Consider the following 16,641-nt stretch of genomic DNA (forward strand, 5'->3'; position numbering starts at 1 on the left):
GGCACGACATCGATGAGCCGGGAGCACTGAATGAGAGCACTGTTCACCGTGTCCGACTGGGCCGGCCACTACTTCTGCATGGTCCCGCTGGGCTGGGCCCTGCAGGCCGCGGGACACGAAGTCCGGGTGGCCTGCCCGCCCGCGCAGGCGGCGGCGGTCAGCAGCGCCGGCCTGATCCCCGCCCCCGTGCTGGACGGCCCTGACATGACCTACTGCACCCGGCTGATCCGCTACCAGGAGGCCGTGGACGGGACGAGCGCGCTGCCGGGGCCGCCGCTGCATCCGGTCACCGGAGCACCCGTCGGCGACCTCGCCGAGTTCGACATCGCGGCGCAGACCACCGCCTTTTGGCAGGACGCCGGGCGGCGCGTGATGGACAGCTACGACGCGGTGGTGCGGCTCAGCCGGGCGTGGCCGCCGGACCTTGTCGTCCACGATCTGATGGCCCCGGAGGGCGCGCTGGCGGCCCGGCTGGCGGGCGTCCCCGCCCTCTACCATTCGGCGGGCCTGTTCGGCGCCGCGGAGACCGATCCGGTGCTCAACACCGGCCTGGGCGACCCCACCGGCTCGTTCGCCCGCCACGGCGCCGAGCCGTGGAGCCGCGAACAGATCTCCTACGTCCTCGACCCCTCGCCGGACCAGGCCGTACCACCGCACGGCACCGCCCTGCGCATCCCTGTGCGGCCCGTCCCGTACAACGGCACCGGTTCCGTTCCGGACTGGCTGATCGAGCCCCGGGCCGGTCAGCGCATCTGCGTGCTGTGGGGCTACTCGGCAACGGCGATGTACGGGCCCTACGTCCCCGCGCTGCGCCACGCGCTGGAGGCGGCCGTGGCGACGGGTGCCGAGGTGGTGCTGACCGCGAGCCGGGAACAGGTGGCGGCGCTGGGCGAACTCCCCCAGCAGATCCGAGTGCTGACCGGTTTCCCGGTCCAGCTGCTGCTCGCCGGCTGCGACGCGGTGATCCACCACGGGGGCGCCGGCACCGTCATGAACGCCTACGCCGCGGGCGTGCCGCAGCTCTGCCTCACCCTGAGCATCGACCAGCCCGTCTACCGGGAACGGGTGACACGCGGCGGCGGCGCCCTGGCCATGTCGGCCCTCACCTCGACCCCGCAGGAGATCCACGCCGGGGTGGCCGCCGTCCTGGCGGACGAGGACCTACGGCGCGCGGCCGGGCAGGTGGCGGCCGATCTGGCGGCACGGCCCTCACCGGCGGCCCTGGTCCCCGGACTGGAACAGCTGGCCCGCACCGGCCACTGGGACCAGGCACTCGTCACGGCGGGGTGGTGAGACCCGTGCGAGTCCTGTTCACCGTGTCGGACTGGCGCGGACACTACTACTGCATGGTCCCGCTGGGCTGGGCGTTGCAGGCGGCCGGCCACGAGGTCAGGGTGGCCTGCCCGCCCAGTCAGGCCGAGTCGGTCAGCCGCACCGGGCTGGTGGCCGCCCCGGTCCTGGAGTGCGTCGACATGACGACCATGGGCCGGATGTTCCGCTACCTGGAGACCATGTCGGGCCAGCGGCCAGGGCTTCCGCTCCACCCGTACACCGGCCGACCCGTCCGTTCCCTGGACGAGTTCGACGTGGCGGCCGAGGCGCCCCGGTTCCAGGAGCAGGCACACCAGGCGATCCGGCGCAGCTACGACGGGGCCGTCTCCTTCGCCAAGAGCTGGCGGCCCGATCTGGTGGTGCACGACCTGACCGCGCCGGAGGGCGCGCTCGCCGCCCAGCTCACCGGCTGCCCCTCCGTCTACTACCCGCCGGGAATGCACGGCATTGCCGAGACCGAGCCAGGGGTGGACCTCGGCGACGGTGATCCCTCCGGCTCGTTTCCCCGGTACGGCCGGCCACGCTGGAACACCAGTCATGTCGACTACATCATCGACACGTCGCCGGACAGCGCGATGCCGCCGATGAGGTCCGCGCTGCGGCTCCCGGTGCGCTACATCCCGTACAACGGCCCCGCGGTGCTGCCCGAGTGGCTGACCCGGGAGCGGGACCGGCCCAGGGCCGCGGTCCTGGTGAGCGAGTCGATCGCCGCGGAGGCCGCAGACATCCCGCCGCTGCGGACCGCGATCACGGCGCTGCTCAGCCAGGGCGCGGAGGTCGTACTGACCACGACTCCGGCACAGGCCGAAGCACTGCGGCTGCCGGAAGAGGTGCGGGTGCTCCACAGCTTCCCGCTGCGCCTGCTGCTGGAGGCCAGCGACGCCCTCGTCCACCACGGCAGCGCCAATGCGCTGATGACCGCGGCCTCTTCGGGGACACCGCAGCTCGCCCTCGCGTACACCGACGAGGGGATGGCGGTGAGCCGGCGCATGGCGGCCACGGGGGCGGCCATCGCGCTGTCCGCGCTGCGAAGCGATCCCGCCGACGTGGCGGCGGCCGCCGAGCGGCTGCTCTCGCCGAGCGGTCCGCGGCAGGCGGCGGCCGAGCTGCGTGAGGTGATCCGGGCTCAGCCGACTCCGGCGCAGTTGGTCGCCCCGCTCGAACGGCTGGCGAGGACCGGCCGGCTGACGGCGGCCGACCTGCCCTGCTACCGGTGACGGCTCCCCCTGCGGCACCCGGTCGGGTGCCGCAGGGGGAGCCGTTGTCGTGACCGGTGGCTGGGCCCCGCCACCGGTCAGGCCGCCGCGGCGGCGAACTCCCTGATGGACCGGGTCACATAGTCGATCATCTCGCCGGTCAGCGACGGGTAGACACCGAGCCAGAAGGTGCGCTCGGTGATGATGTCGGAATTGGCCAGGTCGCCCACGACCCGGTGCGGCTCGTCGAGGTAGGCGGGGTGCCGGGTGAGGTTGCCGCCGAAGAACCGACGGGTGCCGATCCGCCGTGCCTCCAGGAAGTCCCCCAACTGCCGCCGGGTGAAGGGCGCGTCAGGCAGCACCGTGAGGACGAAGCCGAACCAGCTCGGGTCGCTGTCCGGCGTCGCGCGCGGCAGCAGCAAGCCCGGCACCTCGGCCAGTCCCTCCCACATACGCTGCCAGTTGCGCTTGCGCGCCTCGGTGAAGTGGTCCAGCTTGGCCAGTTGACTCAGCCCGAGAGCCGCCTGCAGGTCGGTCGACTTCAGGTTGTACCCGATGTGCGAGAAGATGTACTTGTGGTCGTAGCCGTGTGGCAGCGTCCCCAACTGGTAGTCGAACCGCTTGAAGCAGGTGTTGTCCTGCCCCGGTTCGCACCAGCAGTCCCGGCCCCAGTCGCGCAGTTGCTCCACGATCCTGGCCAGCGCCAGGTTCCCGGTCGCGACACTACCCCCTTCGCCCGTGGTGATGTGGTGGGCCGGGTAGAAGCTTGCGGTGGCCAGGTCGCCGAACGACCCGGTGGGCTTGGACCGGTAGAGCGAGCCCACCGCGTCACAGTTGTCCTCGATGAGGAAGAGCCCGTGGTCGGCGGCGAGCTTGGCCACCTCCTCCGCCGCGAAGGGATTGCCCAGCGCGTGCGCGATCATGATTGCCTTGGTCTTCGGCGTGATGGCTTCGGCGATCCGCTCGGGCGTGGTGTTGTACGTGCCGAGCTCCACGTCGACGAAGACCGGGAGCAGCCCGTTCTGGATGATCGGGTTGACCGTCGTGGGAAAGCCAGCCGCCACGGTGATCACCTCATCGCCGCGCCGCAGCCTGCGGTCCCCCAGCTGCGGCGACATCAGCGCCGAGAGCGCCAGCAGGTTCGCGGACGAGCCGGAGTTGGTCATGTGTGCCTTGCGCAGACCGAGCACTCTGGCGAACTCGCGCTCGAACCGGCGAGAACTCACGCCGGCCGCGATCCGCATGTCGAGGGCCGCCTCGGTCAGCGCGACCCGGTCGTCCTCGTCCAAGGTCGCCCCGGACGGGAAGATGGGGGTGATTCCCGGCACGAACTCCTGCTGTGCGCTCTCCCGGTGATACTTGCGTACCAGCTCGAGGATATGTGTCTTTCCCTCACTCATGTCACGTCTCTTCCTGGGAACGGGGACGTTCTCCGAGCCGCCGGAAGCCCGCTGCCGCCCAGTGGAGGTCCCGCCGCGCCTCGGTCATCGAAGGGTGTTCAGGCAGGCAAGCAAGCAGCGTGCCTCCACGTTGAGATAGTGGCTGTGCCGGACCAGTTCGGTCATGTCCCGCAGGGTGGCCCACAGGTATCCGTCGGGCAGCTCCAACGGGAAGTCGTCATCCGCCTCGACCACGAGGTAGCGGTTCTCCGCGTGGTAGAAGCGGCCGCCCTCCTCCGAGTGCACGGCGTCGAACCGCACCTGGTCCTGCGGCAGTGACAACACGTAGTCGAGGAAAGGGGGTTGCGAGGCCTCGGGCTCCTGGTAGTTCTCCGGAACGCACTGCACGGTGGGGCCCAACTCGGCCACGTCGAAGGTGCCGGCCTCGGTGCGGGCACGCAGCAGCAGGTGCAGCACTCCGTCGACGCGCCTGGTCAGCAGCGCGATGACACCGCGGCCGACCGGCGCCAGCAGCGGCTGCGACCAGCGCGGCACCTCGCGGTCGGCGGCCTCGACGTCGACCCCAAGGATCGCGAAGTAGCGTCCGTCCTCACGGACGACGCGCCCGGAGTCGTCGTGCCAGCCCGGCAAGTCGTTGAGCGGGACCCGCTCCCGGGTCAGCGAGCGGGCGGCCTTGGCGGCAGTGAACCGGCTCAACAGGTCGGTGCGGTCGGCCGGCGCGGCCGCCGAACGGGCCAGCGCCCCGCGGAAGGAGTCCTCGTCGGCGACGGCGGCGCGCGGCGGCGCGGGATAGGCCGCGAGCACGCTGCGAGAGTCCATGTTGACCACGTTGTCCAGCCGCAGCAGCGCGTCGAGCTCGGCGAGCGAGAGCCAGTGGAAGCCGTCCAGGAGCGGCACCTCCTCGGTGGTCTCGACGATGATGTTGCGGTTCCGCTTACCCAGGAACCACGAGCCCTGCTCGGACTGGAGGGCGTCGGCCAGCGGCCGTCCGCGCCCCGGCACGGTGAAGTACTCGACGTAGGGGACCGGGTTCCCCTGGTGCACCCGGGTGTAGTTGCTGTGCGTGGCCTGGACGGTGGGCGACAACTGCAGCGTGTTGATGTTCCCGGGCTCCATCTTCGCCTGCATGAGCAGGTGCGGGACGCCGTCGAACTCCTTGACCAGCAAACCCAGGATGCCGATCTCGGGCTGCCGGATGATGGGCTGCGACCAGCTGCGTTCGGTCCCGTCCAAAGCGGTCACCCGCAGGCCCTCGACGGTGTAGAACCGGCCGGTACGGTGCACGATGTCGCCGGTGCTCCGGTCCACCCGCCAGCCGTCGAGGGCGCCCAGTGGCGTTTCCCGCACCGCGTAGTCGGTGGCCCTGGCCCGCTGGCCGAACCATCGGTGGAAGCGGCCGAGCGGGTCTACCGTGTTGTCGTCGGGCATGGGATTCCTTCCTGGGAGCGGCGGGTGAAGGCCTGGGCGGTCAGCTCGCGCACCACGTCGGCGGGGGCCGGCATGGCGGCCATCTCGACCCTGACTGCGGCCAGGCTGCTCGCGTATCGCTGGTTCTCGAGCAGCTCGGCCAGCGCGGCACCCACCTGTTCGGGGGTGCTGTCGGCATCGGTCACCGCACCGGCGCCGGCCGACCGGACCCGGTGGCCGATCTCCGCGTACATCGGTGACTGGGGGATGATCAGCTGCGGCACGCCGGAGGCGACCGCGGTCATCGCCGTGCCCGCGCCGCCGTGGTGGACCACCGCGGCGCAGGTGGGCAGCAGCAGGTGGAAGGGGATCCCCTCGACGACCCGGGTGCCGGGCGGCAGGCCGGTGAGGTCCGTACCACGGCTCGCGGCGATCACCAGGTCCAGCCCGAGTTCGCTGACCGACTCCGCCAGCTTGCGGGTGACCTCGGCTCCTGTGCCGGCGTCGTACCGGGCGAGCGAGACACCGCTGGTCACGCAGACCCGCGGTCGGCGGGGCTGGTCGGCGAGCCAGGACGGCGCAGTGCCGGCCCCGTTGAAGGGCACGTAGCGCATCGGGATGCGGCTCAACGGGAACGACTCGTCGATCCGCAGACTGGGCGGGCTCATCTCGATCACTCGGTCGGCACAGGCCCGGGGCGCCACCCCGAAGGCCTCGAACAACTCGGCGTAGCCGGGCAGCCAGCCCTGGCCCCGACCGGCGCGCTCGGAGCGCACCAGCGTGGCCAGCTCCCAGCCGACGGCGACGTGCGGTACCCCAATCGCCGCCGCGGCCACGGGGCCCGCGAAGCACAGCGTGTCGCAGACCACCAGGTCGGGCCGCCACCACCGGGCGAAGGACACCAGGTCCTCGGCCATGGCGGCGGCCAACGCCACCTGCTTGCCAGCGGTGTAGTCGAGGACCAGCGTCTGCCGGTCGTCCAGCAGCTCGGGGCGGGCCGTCCAGCCGTCGGGCCACGGACGATCGCTGCCCCAGGACCTGACGTGGCGGACCGCCTCCTTGCTCGGGGGCTTCTCGTTGTCCGGGCCTACCGCGACGGCCGACAGCCCGGCGGCGCGCACCATGGCCTGGCAGGACGGCGGAGCCGCCACTCTGACCTCCAGCCCTGCGGCCTGACAGGCCCAGGCCAGCGGAACGAAGGGGTAGAAGTGGCCGGGCGCGGCCCAGGTCGCGAAGAGAATGCGCATGGTCGGTCTCCCCCGGCCGGTCAGCGGAGCCATGGCGGAGTGGCGGTGATCTCGATGACCGCACCGGCGATGGACAGGCCGTGCGCCAGACCGATCATGAGCATCAGGTCACCCGGCACCAGGGCGCCCGTCCCCACCAGGTGGTCGAAGGCGGCCAGGTGGTCGGATGTGGCCAGGTGGCCGACTCCCCGCGCGTACTCCCAGCTGGACTTCTCCATCGGCAGCCCGAGCGGCACCATCAGCCGCTGCTCGGTGAAATCCCGCGACACGCTCATGTACGAGACCCGGGCGATGTCCGCGAGCTTGACACCCGCCTCCTCGGTGAGACGGGCGACCAAGGTGTTCAGTCCGCCCAGGCTGAGCTCGTTGAACTCCCCGTACGGTCGGCCGGCGAAGTACTGCGCGGACCTGGTCGCCATGTCGAGCGGGACGCGGGTGGTCGGGGGCGGTGGGAACAGCGGCTCGGCGCCCCGGTGCAGCCCCTCCAGTTCCTGGACCAGCACTGTGCCGACCGAGCGAAGCCGGGCGAAGCCACCGCGCTTGGTCAGTACCGTCGCGGCGCCTGCGTCGCCGATCAGCTGGAACGGCACCGACCGCCAGCGGTCCATCAGGGGCGAGTCCATGTTGTCGCCCGTGGTGATCAACGCGGTGTCCCGGTCCTCGGAGGCCCGCAGGTAGCAGACGGCCAGCTCGAACGCGTCGAACATGCCGTTGCAGCCGTGCCGGACCTCGAAGGCGGGCACGCTGTGGCCCACGGCCTCCCCCACCGCCTTCAACTGCACGTAGTTCTGGGCGCACCACGCGTCCGGCCCCTCGTAGAAGCAGGACGCGTGGAACACGGCGTCGATGTCCGCGCGGGTCAGGGTGGCCCGCTCGAACGCCTGCTGGGCCGCACGCACCGCCATGTCGGGGCCGGAGACGCCCGGCGATATCGCGACGCCGGTGAGCTCCGCCTCCTCGTACATGTCCGCGTCGTAGAGTCCCTGCGCCACGGCGTCAGCGGAGCTGAAGATCTCCGGCACGTACGTGCCGACGGAGTCGATGTAGATGTCCTGTACCTTCAACGCCCTCTCCCGGTCGATGAGTGCGGCCAGACGTGCTGCTCAGCGCCCGCCGTCGACATGGAGCACCTGACCACTGATGTTCGAGTTCGCGGCGGAGGAGAGGAAGACGACCGCCCTGGCCACCGAGTCCGGCTCGGACAGGCGGGCGGTGGGCGTGCGCTCCCGCTCCTGCTCGCGCAGTGCCTCGGGCAGCATCTCCAGCACGCCTTCGGTGAGTGTGAGCCCGGGTGCGACGACGTTGACCAGGACACCGTCCGCGCCGGCCTCCCAGGCCAGGCTGCGGGTCAGTCCGTGCAGCGCCGCCTTCGCGGCGCCGTAGACCTCCTGGCCCCGGCGGCCGTGGGTGGCGATGTGCGAGGAAATCAGCACCACCCGGCCCCAGCCACGCTCTCGCATGCCGGGCAGCACCAGTTGCGCGGTGCGCACCGTACCGGCCAGGTTGTCGGTCAGCACGGCCCGCCACTCCTCGGCGGGCACCTCCTCGAACCGCTCGCTGGCGGGGCGACGGCCACCACGCCGGTAGGCGTTGGCGACCAGTGCGTCGACGCCGCCCCAACGGCGGCTCGCCTCGGCCACGGCCTGCTCGGGCGACCCGGGCTCGTCCAGCGCGTACCGCACTGCCAATGCCCGCTCAGGGCCACCCAGTTCGGCGACCAGCGCGTCGGCCTCCGCCTTCCCCCGGCGGTAGGTCAGGACCACCCGCGCGCCCTCCGCCGCGAAGGCCCGGGCGGTGGCCAGGCCGATGCCCCGAGTGGCCCCGGTCAGCAGCACGACGCGGTCAGCCAGTCCCAAGTCCACGATGGTCCTCCAAACGGCAGGTGGGGCGGTGGCTCACGACCACCACCCTTGGCCTGATGAGCCTGCTGACCCGCCTTCGAGGCTCGGTCCAGGCCGCATCGATTCGACGGGTGCTCGAAGTCCGCGGGACAGGCTGGGGTGTCGCCCGTATCAGGACCGTCGCTCAGGAGGTCATCGTGGTAAGGCAGAAACCATCCGCAGCGGGGGGGCCGACGAGCGCGGACCGTCCACTGGAGCGCGAGTTGGCACATCAGTGGGTCGTCGGCCACGCCCAGCGCACACCCACCGCGACCGCGCTGCGCTGGAACGGGGTGGACACGTCCTACCGCGAGCTGGTCGAGGCGGCCCGCCGCAGCGCCGGCTTCCTCGCTGCGCGAGGCCTGGGCCGTGGCGATGTGGTGGCGGTCCGGGCCGCCTGCGTGCCGGACACGGTGAAGCTGCTGCTCGGCATCGTCTGGTGCGGCGCCGCCTACACGCTCGTGCCGCCCGACTGGCCCGCCGGCCGTTTCGAACAGATCGCCGCCTTCCCCGAGGTGCGGCTGTGCGTGGTCGAGCCGGGCACCCCGGCGGTGGCGGGCGTGCCCACCATTACGGTCGAGGAGGCCCTGGGCCGGCTTGCCCCCGATGACCCGTTCCCCTTCACCGAAACGGAGTTGAGCGGAACCGACACTCTGTGCGTGTTCTTCACCTCGGGCAGTACCGGCGCACCCAAGGGCGTCCTCGCGCCGCACCGGGGCGTCGTGCGACTCGCCTTCGACGCGGACTGCACAGTCGTCGGCGACCTGGTGACCTATCAGACCGCGTCGAGCGCCTGGGACGCCCTCTGCTGGGAGCTGTGGACCCCGCTGGTCAGCGGCGGCACCTGCGTGCTGTCGGGTGGAACGCACCCGACCGGGCCGCGCGTGCGCGCCGCCATCGCCGAGGGCACCAACGCACTGTTTCTGAACACCGTGATCTTCAACGCGCTGGTCGACGACGACATCGACTGCCTGAGCGGCCTCGACCTGCTCATCACGGGTGGCGAGCGGCACTCCGCGCGCCACCTCACCGAGTGCCTGCGGCACTTCCCACAGCTGCGGCTCCAGCAGACCTACGGGCCCGCTGAGAACACCACGTACACGACCATGCACCGGGTCCACCCGCAGGACGGAACCCAGGTCCCGATCGGCCGGCCGGTGTCCGGCACCGAGGTCTGGCTCCTCGACGAGGAGCATCGCCTGGTCGCCGAGGGCGCGACCGGCGAGATCGTCATCACCGGCCAGGGCCTGGCCAACGGCTACCTCGGCGACCCGGAGTCAACCGGACGGCGCTTTCCCACCCTGGAGCTGGGCGGGGTCAGGCAACGTGCCTACCTCACCGGGGATCTGGCCCGCCGCGACCCGCAAGGGCGGCTGATCTTCATCGGCCGCCGTGACCGACAGCTCAAGATCCGCGGGGTCAGGATCGAGCCCACCGAGGTGGAGGCGGTCATCGAACAGGTCCCAGGCGTGAGCCGGGCGACCGTGCTGGCGCTGCGTGACGACACCGACCGGGCGATCGGCCTCGCCGCGGTGGTGAGCAGCGAGGGCGGTGCGCAACCATCAGCGGACCTGGTCACCAAGACCGTCGCCGCGGCCTTCCCAGCCGCCTTCGTCCCCGAACTCGTCCTGCCGGTCGACCGGATGCCGAAGCTGCCCAACGGAAAGGTCGACTACCGGGCGCTGACCGCACTGCTGCCCCGCGCGCCCCGCGAGGCAGCAGCCGCCGCGCCCGAATCGGCGCCGGCCGGGGAATCGGCGCCGACCGGGGACAGCGCGGCCGAGCAGAGCGCCCTGGTCACGGCCCTTACGATCGCCGCTGGCGTCATGGGCCATCCCGTTTCATCGGACGAGGACCTGTTCGACGGCGGGGCGACCTCGATGACCGCGATCCGGCTGGCGACCCGGCTGTCCCGGGCACTCGACCGGCAGGTGACCGAGACGGACGTTCTCAAGGCCCGGTCCATCGGCGCGTTGCTGGCCCACCGCACGGACCAGCGCCCGGCCACGGCCGCGAGCCCGGCAGCGGCCGACCCGGTGGAGCCGGAGTACTCGCTGTTCGCACTGGAGAAGTTCTGGCGCATGGCGGAACACGAGCCCGACCTGCACGAGAGCATCATGCCGATGCTGTTCGTGCTGCGCGGCAGCCTCGACGTGGCCCGCCTGCGGGCGGCGCTCGACGCCGTGGTGGCGCGCCACGACGTGCTGCGGGCCCGGTTCGGCCCGGGCGCCAAGGGGCTGCGGGCCGAAGTGGCGGCACCGGCCGAGACCACCGGCGTGCTCCAGGTGGACTCCGTCCCACGGTCGTTCGACGGCGCCGAGCGCGAGGCGCGCCGCTGGCTCACAGCGCCGTTCACGCTGCGCGACGGCCTGCCGATCAGGGCGCGGCTGCTGGCCACGACCGGCGGCGACCGGCTGTTGGCCGTCGTGGGGCACCACATCGCCTTCGACGCGTGGTCGACCCAGGTGTTCTGGCGGGACCTCTTCGACGCCTACCGGGCGATTGCACACGGACGACCCGCGTTCGAAGAGCCGGCCGCCTCCTTCTTTGCCACCTATCAGGACCAGCTGCGGGCCCATGCGGAGCAGCGGCCGGCAGCCGCCCGAACCTGGCGCGAGCGAGTGGCCGACATCGCCCCGATCGCGTTCCCCGGCGCGCGCGAGGTGCCGCGCTACGGACCGACGGCCGAGGTGGACCTGGCGCTGACTCCGGAGCTCATGGCCGGCGCCGGCCGCGCCGCGGCGGCAGTCGGCGGCACTGCGAGCGCGGTGTTCCTGGCCGCCTGGGCGCGCGTGCTCGGCGCCCACACCGGTGCCACGGACCTGGCCTTCTGCACTCCGGTCTCCGGCCGGTTCCTGCCGGCCAGCGCCGACTCGATCGGCTGCTACGCGAGCATGATCGCGCTGCGCCTGTCGCCAGCTGCCGCCCCCCGAGTCCTGCTGCGGCAGGCCGCTGAGCAGCTGCGGGAGGCGATGAGCGCGCCCCTGCTGTCGATCGATCTCCAGCTTCCCAGGCCTCTGGACACATCGGGGCGCCACCCGCTGCTCCAGGCGTACTTCGTTCTGGAGGAGGTTCCGCCGTCCCGGGTGGACATCGCCGACGGGCTGCACGGCGAGCAGATCCGGGTCGCCCCGCAGACCTGGATTCCGGAGGTCCACCTGGAGCTGCGGCCGCACCCCGACCTCGGCGGTCTGATCCGCTATCGCACCGACGTGCTGTCGGCCGCCGACGCTGAGCGGCTGGCCGCCCAAGTGCCGACCGAGGCGGCCGTGCTCAGCGGCCTGCCTGGCTGATCCACGTGATCCCTCGCCGCCCGCCCAAGGACGGGCGGCGAGGGATCACGCCAGCGCGTGCAGCGCCGCGACGAGCGTGCGCGCCTGCATGTTCAGGTGGTAGCCGTAGGTCAACAGCCGGGCGATCTGGCCAGCCGTCACCCAGACGAAGTCGTCTGGCACGTCGTCCAGTTCATCGGCCACGTCGATGATCCGGTAGCGGCTCTCGGCATGGTGGAAGCGGGCCCCCTCCTCCGACTGCACGGTGTCGTACAGAATCCGCTCGGGCGCTGCGGACAGCGCGAGCTCCAGGAACCGCGGCCGCCGGTGCACGGGCAGGTCCCGGTAGTTGCTCGGCGTGCACTGGACGGTCGGCCCGAACTCCGCCACGTCCAGCGAACCGGCTTCCACCCGGGCATGTAGCAGCACGTGCCGTACCCCGGCGAACCTGCGGGTCAGCAGCACGGCCACACCACCAGGGGCCGGCGCGAGCAACGGCTGGGTCCAGTGCAGGATCTCCCGGCTGTCCGCGTACACCTCCGCGGCGATCACCTTGAAGAACCTTCCGTCGGTGCGGGAGATCTCGTCGTCGAGACGGCGCCAGGACGTCACCGAAGCCAGCGGAATCCGGTGCTGCCCCACCTCGTGGCGGGCCTTCACCTCGCAGAGCACGCCGAGCACCTCGCTGATGCCGTGCCGCGGCCGGCCGCCCTCCGACGGCGCACTGCCCGGCAGGCAGGACAGCACCGAACAGGCCTCCATGCTCAGGGTGTTGTCCCGCAGCAGCAGGCGACGAAGCTGGCCGAGGGTCAGCCAGCAGAAGTCCTGGTGCGCCGCGACCTCCCCGACGGCCTCCACCACCATGTGGCGGTTGCGCTTGCGCAGGAACCAGCTGCTGCGCTCGGACTGCAGGCCGTCGACCAGCAGCCGGCCGGAGCGCGGCGCGACGAAGTGCTCGATGTACGGGATGGCCCTGCCCTGGTGCACCCCGGTGTAGTTGCTCCGGGTCGCCTGGACCGTCGGCGACAGCCGCACCGCGCCAGTGTTGCCGGGCTCCAGCTTGGCCTGCATCAGAAAATGCAGGACTCCGTCGAACTCCCGCACGACGATGCCGAGTATCCCGATCTCGCGCTGCACCAGGATCGGCTGCTCCCAGGTGCCGACCTCGTCGCCGGCCTCCACCCGCAGCCCCTCCACGGAGAAGAATCGGCCGCTGTCGTGCGTCAGCGTGCCCGCTCCCGGGTCGAAGCCCCAGCCTACGAGCCGGTCGAACGCGATGCGCGCCACCCGGAAGCCGCTGCGCCGGCGGTGCGCGGCGAACCAGGAGTCGAACCACGCGTTCGGTGTCACCGGACTGTCCACCGCCAACGCCGATACGGCCAGTCGGCGGTCCTGTTCGGCCGTTTCCGCACTGCTGTCGAAATCCGTGGAAGGAGCAGACATACGACGGACCTTCTCCTCGTGTGGGTGGGCGCAGCGCACCCTAACGAGTCTGCTCCGAGCGGCGCTCAAGGAGCGGCCGAGGGAGGGGACAGGACCCGTGCGGAGCGGGCGGGACCAGGTCCGCGGGAGGCACCGGGGTCCGCCGCAGGCGCGACGGGATAAAGTGGGTCGAGCCATGAGTACAGCGACCGGGATCCAGGTAGCCGTCCTCGGGCCGCTGGTGGTCCGCGGCCCGCAGGGTGATCCCGTCGACCTGCCCGGTGCCCGGGTCGGCTCATTGGTGATCCGCCTCGTGCTGGCCCACCGCCGTCCGGTCAGCGCCGAACGTCTCATCGACGACCTGTGGGGTGCCGCGCCGCCCGCCCGCCCGCTCAACGCCCTGCAGGCGTTGGTGTCCCGGCTGCGCCGGCTGGCGCCCGCCCTGCCCATCACCTCCGGCCCGTCGGGGTACGCGCTGGACGTGCCGGGCGACGCGGTGGACCTCTGGCGGTTCGAGGAGTTGGCGCGGCGCGGCCACACCGAGCTCGCCGCCGAGCCGGAGCTCGCGGCCCGGACCTTGCGCGAGGCCCTGGAGCTGTGGCGCGGCGAGGAATTCAGCGAAGCGGCCGGCGCCCTGTTCGTCCAGGCCGCGGCGGCCCGGGTGACGGAGCTGCGGCGCACCGTCCTCGGCGACCGGATCGATGCCGACCTGGCGTTGGGGTGCGGGGCCGAGATAGTCCCCGAACTGGAGCAGTTGGCCGCCTCGGCGCCGATCGACGAATTGTGCCACGCCCGGCTGATGCGGGCCCTGCACGCGGCCGGGCGCAAGGCCGAGGCACTGGACGTATACGCCCGGGTGCGCGGCCGACTCAGCCACGAGCTGGGCCTGGACCCGTCGCCGGACCTGGAACGGGCCCACCTCGCGGTACTGCGCGAGGAACCGGCGGTGGTCGCCGCCGTGCAGCCGGCCGCGGTGAGCCGGCCCACCGCCGCCCGGGCGCGGCGCACCGGCACGATGCGCTCCGTTGCGCCGATGCGGCTCACCCGCGTCCTCGGGCGGGCGGCGGAACTCTCCGAGCTCTCCCAACTGCTCGTCGAAGCACGCCTGGTCACCCTGATCGGCCCCGGCGGCGTCGGCAAGACCCGGCTCGGCGTGGAGGCGGCGCAGACTCTCACGAACCGTTTCGAGGACGGCGTGTGGTGGGTGGCGCTAGCCGCGGTCGAGGATCCCGCCCGGGTGCCGGAGACCGTGCTGGCCGCCCTCGCCGCGAGCAGTCCGGCGGTGCTGGGGGCCGCAGAGGTACCCGTTGCCACTCCGTACGAGCGGCTGATCGACGCGGTCGGGGACCGCGAGCTGCTGCTGGTCCTGGACAACTGCGAGCACGTGATCGACGCGGTGGCAGAACTGGCCGACGAACTGTTCCAGTGGTGCCCCGGGGTGCGGATCCTGGCCACCAGCCGGGAGCCGTTGGCCACCGACGGCGAGCAGTTGCTGTCCGTGCGACCGCTGCCCCTGCCACCCGTCAAGGCCACGCTCCACCAGGTGCGCGACAGCCCGGCCGTCCAGCTGCTGACCGAACGCACCAGGGCGGTGCGCTCCTCGTTCCAGGTGGACGAGGGCAACGCGGCGGACGTGGCGCGGATCTGCCGGCGGCTCGACGGCCTGCCGTTGGCCCTGGAACTGGCCGCGGCACGGCTGCGGGCCCTGTCGCCGGCCGAGGTCGCCGAACGGTTGGACGACCACTTCCGGATCCTCTCCAGCGATCTTCGGGGCCGCCCGGAGCGGCATCGCACGCTGCACGCCGCCGTCGGCTGGAGCTGGGGACTGCTCCGCCTGGAGGAGCGGGTACTGGCCCGCCGGCTGGCGGTGTTCTCCGGCGGGGCGACGCTGAGGGCGGTGGAGGAGATCTGCACCGACCCGGGGGTCGGGGTTGTTCCCCGCAACGTGGTCGATCTGCTGACGGCACTGGTGGACAAGTCGCTGGTCCAGCTCGACGAATCCGGACCACAGGCGCGCTACCACACCCTGGAGACCGTGCGCGGCTATCTGGCCGAGCGGCTCGACGACGAGGGCGAGGAGGCGGCCTTGCGGGCCACGCACGCAAGGCATTTCGCCCAGCTGGCGGAGACGGCCGAACAGCGATTGATCGGGGTGGACCAGGCCCTCTGGCTGGGCCGGGTAGCCGCCGACCACGACAACCTGCAGGCGGCGCTGCGCTGGTCCCTCGCCGCCGGCGAGGGTGCGCTGGCGATCCGCCTGGTGGCTGCCCTGGGCAGGTACTGGTCGCTGTGCGGCCAGCAGATCGAGGCCGCGGACTGGGCGGACCGGGCGTTGGCCGTGCCGGGCGAGGACGCCCCGGCCGATGCCCGCGCCATCGTCATGATCATGTCCGCGCTCGCGCCCACCGCTTCGCCACAGGGGATGGCCGACGCGCTGGCGAGCATTCGTTCCTGGTTGGACCTGGCCGAGCAGAGCTGCTCGCCAGGCACTGAGGAACGCCCAGAACTCACCGCGTTCCGGGGCATGCTGAGCGTGCTCGACCAGGACCCCGACGGCGCACTCGACGCCATGGCGCAGCTCACCCGGGCTCCGCACGCCTGGGTGCGCTCCTGTGGGCATCTCAACTGCGGCCACCTCTACTCCGCCCGGCGCGACGGTCCACGCGCCATCTGGCACTTCCGGGCCGCGCTGCGGGAGTCGCGGAGCATCGGCGAGCGGTGGGGGCAGATCCAGGCGCTCAGCGCGCTGGCCGACATCGCCGCCAGCACCGCCGGACCGAGCGAGGCGATCGAGTTGCTGGAGGACGCGCTGCGGCTGGCGGCGGAGTTGGGCGCCTTGGAGGACCAGGTGCTGCTACGGGCACGACTCGGCAGTGTGTTGGCCGGGAGCGGTGACCTGCCCGGGGCACGTGCCCTGCTGGAGACCGGGCTGCGCACGGCCCGGCAGAGCGGGGTCACCCGCTGCCTGCCGCACATCCGCGGGGCCTTCGCCGAGATCGCCCGCTGGCAGCGCGACCTTCCGGTGGCCGCGGCCTGCCTCGCGCGAAGCATCGCCGCACTGCGGGCCGCCCCGCGCCCTGACGTGGGACAGCTCGCCCTGCTGCTGTGCGGCCTGGGCCATGTTGAGGTGGCGCGAGACCACCTGGGCCTGGCCGGGGACCACTGCGAGGAGGCCCTGTCGCACTCCCTCCTGCTGGGTGACGCGCGGGTGGCCGGTCGTGTGGCACTGCTGGCCGCCGACATCGCCGCCGCCCGGGGCGAGGCCGAGCGAGCGATGCGCCTGCTCGGCGTCACGGCCGGGACAGCGGCGTTGGCGGCGGGCCACCTCGACATGACGCGGATCCGGGAACGCTGCGCGATGGTACTGAGCGACACAGAGCTGACCGCGGCCCACCAGTGGGGGATTTCGTGCGCGGCCGAGACCACACTGGCGGGCGTCTTCGCGGCCATCAGGAGGACCTGACGGCCCACGCGTACCGGCCGCG

General features: G+C 72.1%; 10 protein-coding genes. 4 read left to right on the plus strand and 6 right to left on the minus strand.

The window, feature by feature from the left end; genetic code table 11:
- Positions 1-30 precede the first annotated feature (30 nt).
- Together OG500_RS14320 and OG500_RS14325 are read left to right on the plus strand one after the other, a co-directional pair.
- A complete protein-coding gene (locus OG500_RS14320; RefSeq protein WP_329580351.1) occupies positions 31-1,293 on the plus strand; it encodes a nucleotide disphospho-sugar-binding domain-containing protein in 1,263 nt (420 codons plus the stop codon).
- A 5-nt stretch (positions 1,294-1,298) separates the two neighbouring features.
- The gene (locus tag OG500_RS14325) at positions 1,299-2,549 is read left to right on the plus strand and encodes a nucleotide disphospho-sugar-binding domain-containing protein (RefSeq protein ID WP_329580354.1); all 1,251 of its coding nucleotides are present in this window, start codon (positions 1,299-1,301) and stop codon (positions 2,547-2,549) included.
- Positions 2,550-2,626: 77 nt separating this feature from the next.
- Here the strand turns inward: OG500_RS14325 and rfbH are convergent, their stop codons facing one another.
- From rfbH to OG500_RS14350, 5 genes are all read right to left on the minus strand, one after another.
- Positions 2,627-3,928, minus strand: coding sequence for a lipopolysaccharide biosynthesis protein RfbH (gene rfbH / locus OG500_RS14330; RefSeq protein ID WP_329580357.1), 1,302 nt, complete (start codon positions 3,926-3,928; stop codon positions 2,627-2,629).
- A gap of 84 nt (positions 3,929-4,012) precedes the next feature.
- Positions 4,013-5,356, minus strand: a complete 1,344-nt coding sequence (locus OG500_RS14335; protein WP_329580360.1) for an NDP-hexose 2,3-dehydratase family protein — start codon at positions 5,354-5,356, stop codon at positions 4,013-4,015.
- The gene (locus tag OG500_RS14340) at positions 5,335-6,582 is read right to left on the minus strand and encodes a nucleotide disphospho-sugar-binding domain-containing protein (RefSeq protein ID WP_329580363.1); all 1,248 of its coding nucleotides are present in this window, start codon (positions 6,580-6,582) and stop codon (positions 5,335-5,337) included. The genes OG500_RS14335 and OG500_RS14340 overlap by 22 nt, the downstream gene beginning before the upstream one ends.
- Positions 6,583-6,602: 20 nt before the next feature.
- On the minus strand, positions 6,603-7,646 hold the full coding sequence (locus tag OG500_RS14345) for a ketoacyl-ACP synthase III family protein (protein WP_329580367.1): 1,044 nt from the start codon (positions 7,644-7,646) through the stop codon (positions 6,603-6,605).
- 39 nt (positions 7,647-7,685) lie between these two features.
- Entirely contained in the window at positions 7,686-8,444 is a 759-nt protein-coding gene (locus OG500_RS14350; protein WP_329580370.1) for an SDR family NAD(P)-dependent oxidoreductase, read from the minus strand.
- A gap of 242 nt (positions 8,445-8,686) precedes the next feature.
- On the opposite strand from OG500_RS14350, the gene OG500_RS14355 reads away from it, so the two are divergent.
- Entirely contained in the window at positions 8,687-11,755 is a 3,069-nt protein-coding gene (locus OG500_RS14355) for an AMP-binding protein (protein WP_329580372.1), read from the plus strand.
- Positions 11,756-11,800: 45 nt separating this feature from the next.
- Here the strand turns inward: OG500_RS14355 and OG500_RS14360 are convergent, their stop codons facing one another.
- Positions 11,801-13,084 (minus strand): NDP-hexose 2,3-dehydratase family protein, encoded by a 1,284-nt coding sequence (locus OG500_RS14360; protein ID WP_329580375.1) that lies wholly within the window; start codon positions 13,082-13,084, stop codon positions 11,801-11,803.
- A gap of 268 nt (positions 13,085-13,352) precedes the next feature.
- Here OG500_RS14360 and OG500_RS14365 point away from each other — a divergent pair, with 268 nt between their 5' ends.
- A complete protein-coding gene (locus OG500_RS14365) occupies positions 13,353-16,619 on the plus strand; it encodes a BTAD domain-containing putative transcriptional regulator (protein WP_329580378.1) in 3,267 nt (1,088 codons plus the stop codon).
- Positions 16,620-16,641 lie beyond the last annotated feature (22 nt).

This window comes from Kitasatospora sp. NBC_01250, from assembly GCF_036226465.1.
GTDB lineage: Bacteria > Actinomycetota > Actinomycetes > Streptomycetales > Streptomycetaceae > Kitasatospora.

Bases quoted from the DNA above. Each gene is read 5' to 3' on its own strand.
- rfbH (WP_329580357.1), bottom strand. From the start codon at position 3,928: ATGAGTGAGGGAAAGACACATATCCTCGAGCTGGTACGCAAGTATCAC.
- OG500_RS14340 (WP_329580363.1), bottom strand. From the start codon at position 6,582: ATGCGCATTCTCTTCGCGACCTGGGCCGCGCCCGGCCACTTCTACCCC.
- OG500_RS14320 (WP_329580351.1), top strand. From the start codon at position 31: ATGAGAGCACTGTTCACCGTGTCCGACTGGGCCGGCCACTACTTCTGC.
- OG500_RS14335 (WP_329580360.1), bottom strand. From the start codon at position 5,356: ATGCCCGACGACAACACGGTAGACCCGCTCGGCCGCTTCCACCGATGG.
- OG500_RS14365 (WP_329580378.1), top strand. From the start codon at position 13,353: ATGAGTACAGCGACCGGGATCCAGGTAGCCGTCCTCGGGCCGCTGGTG.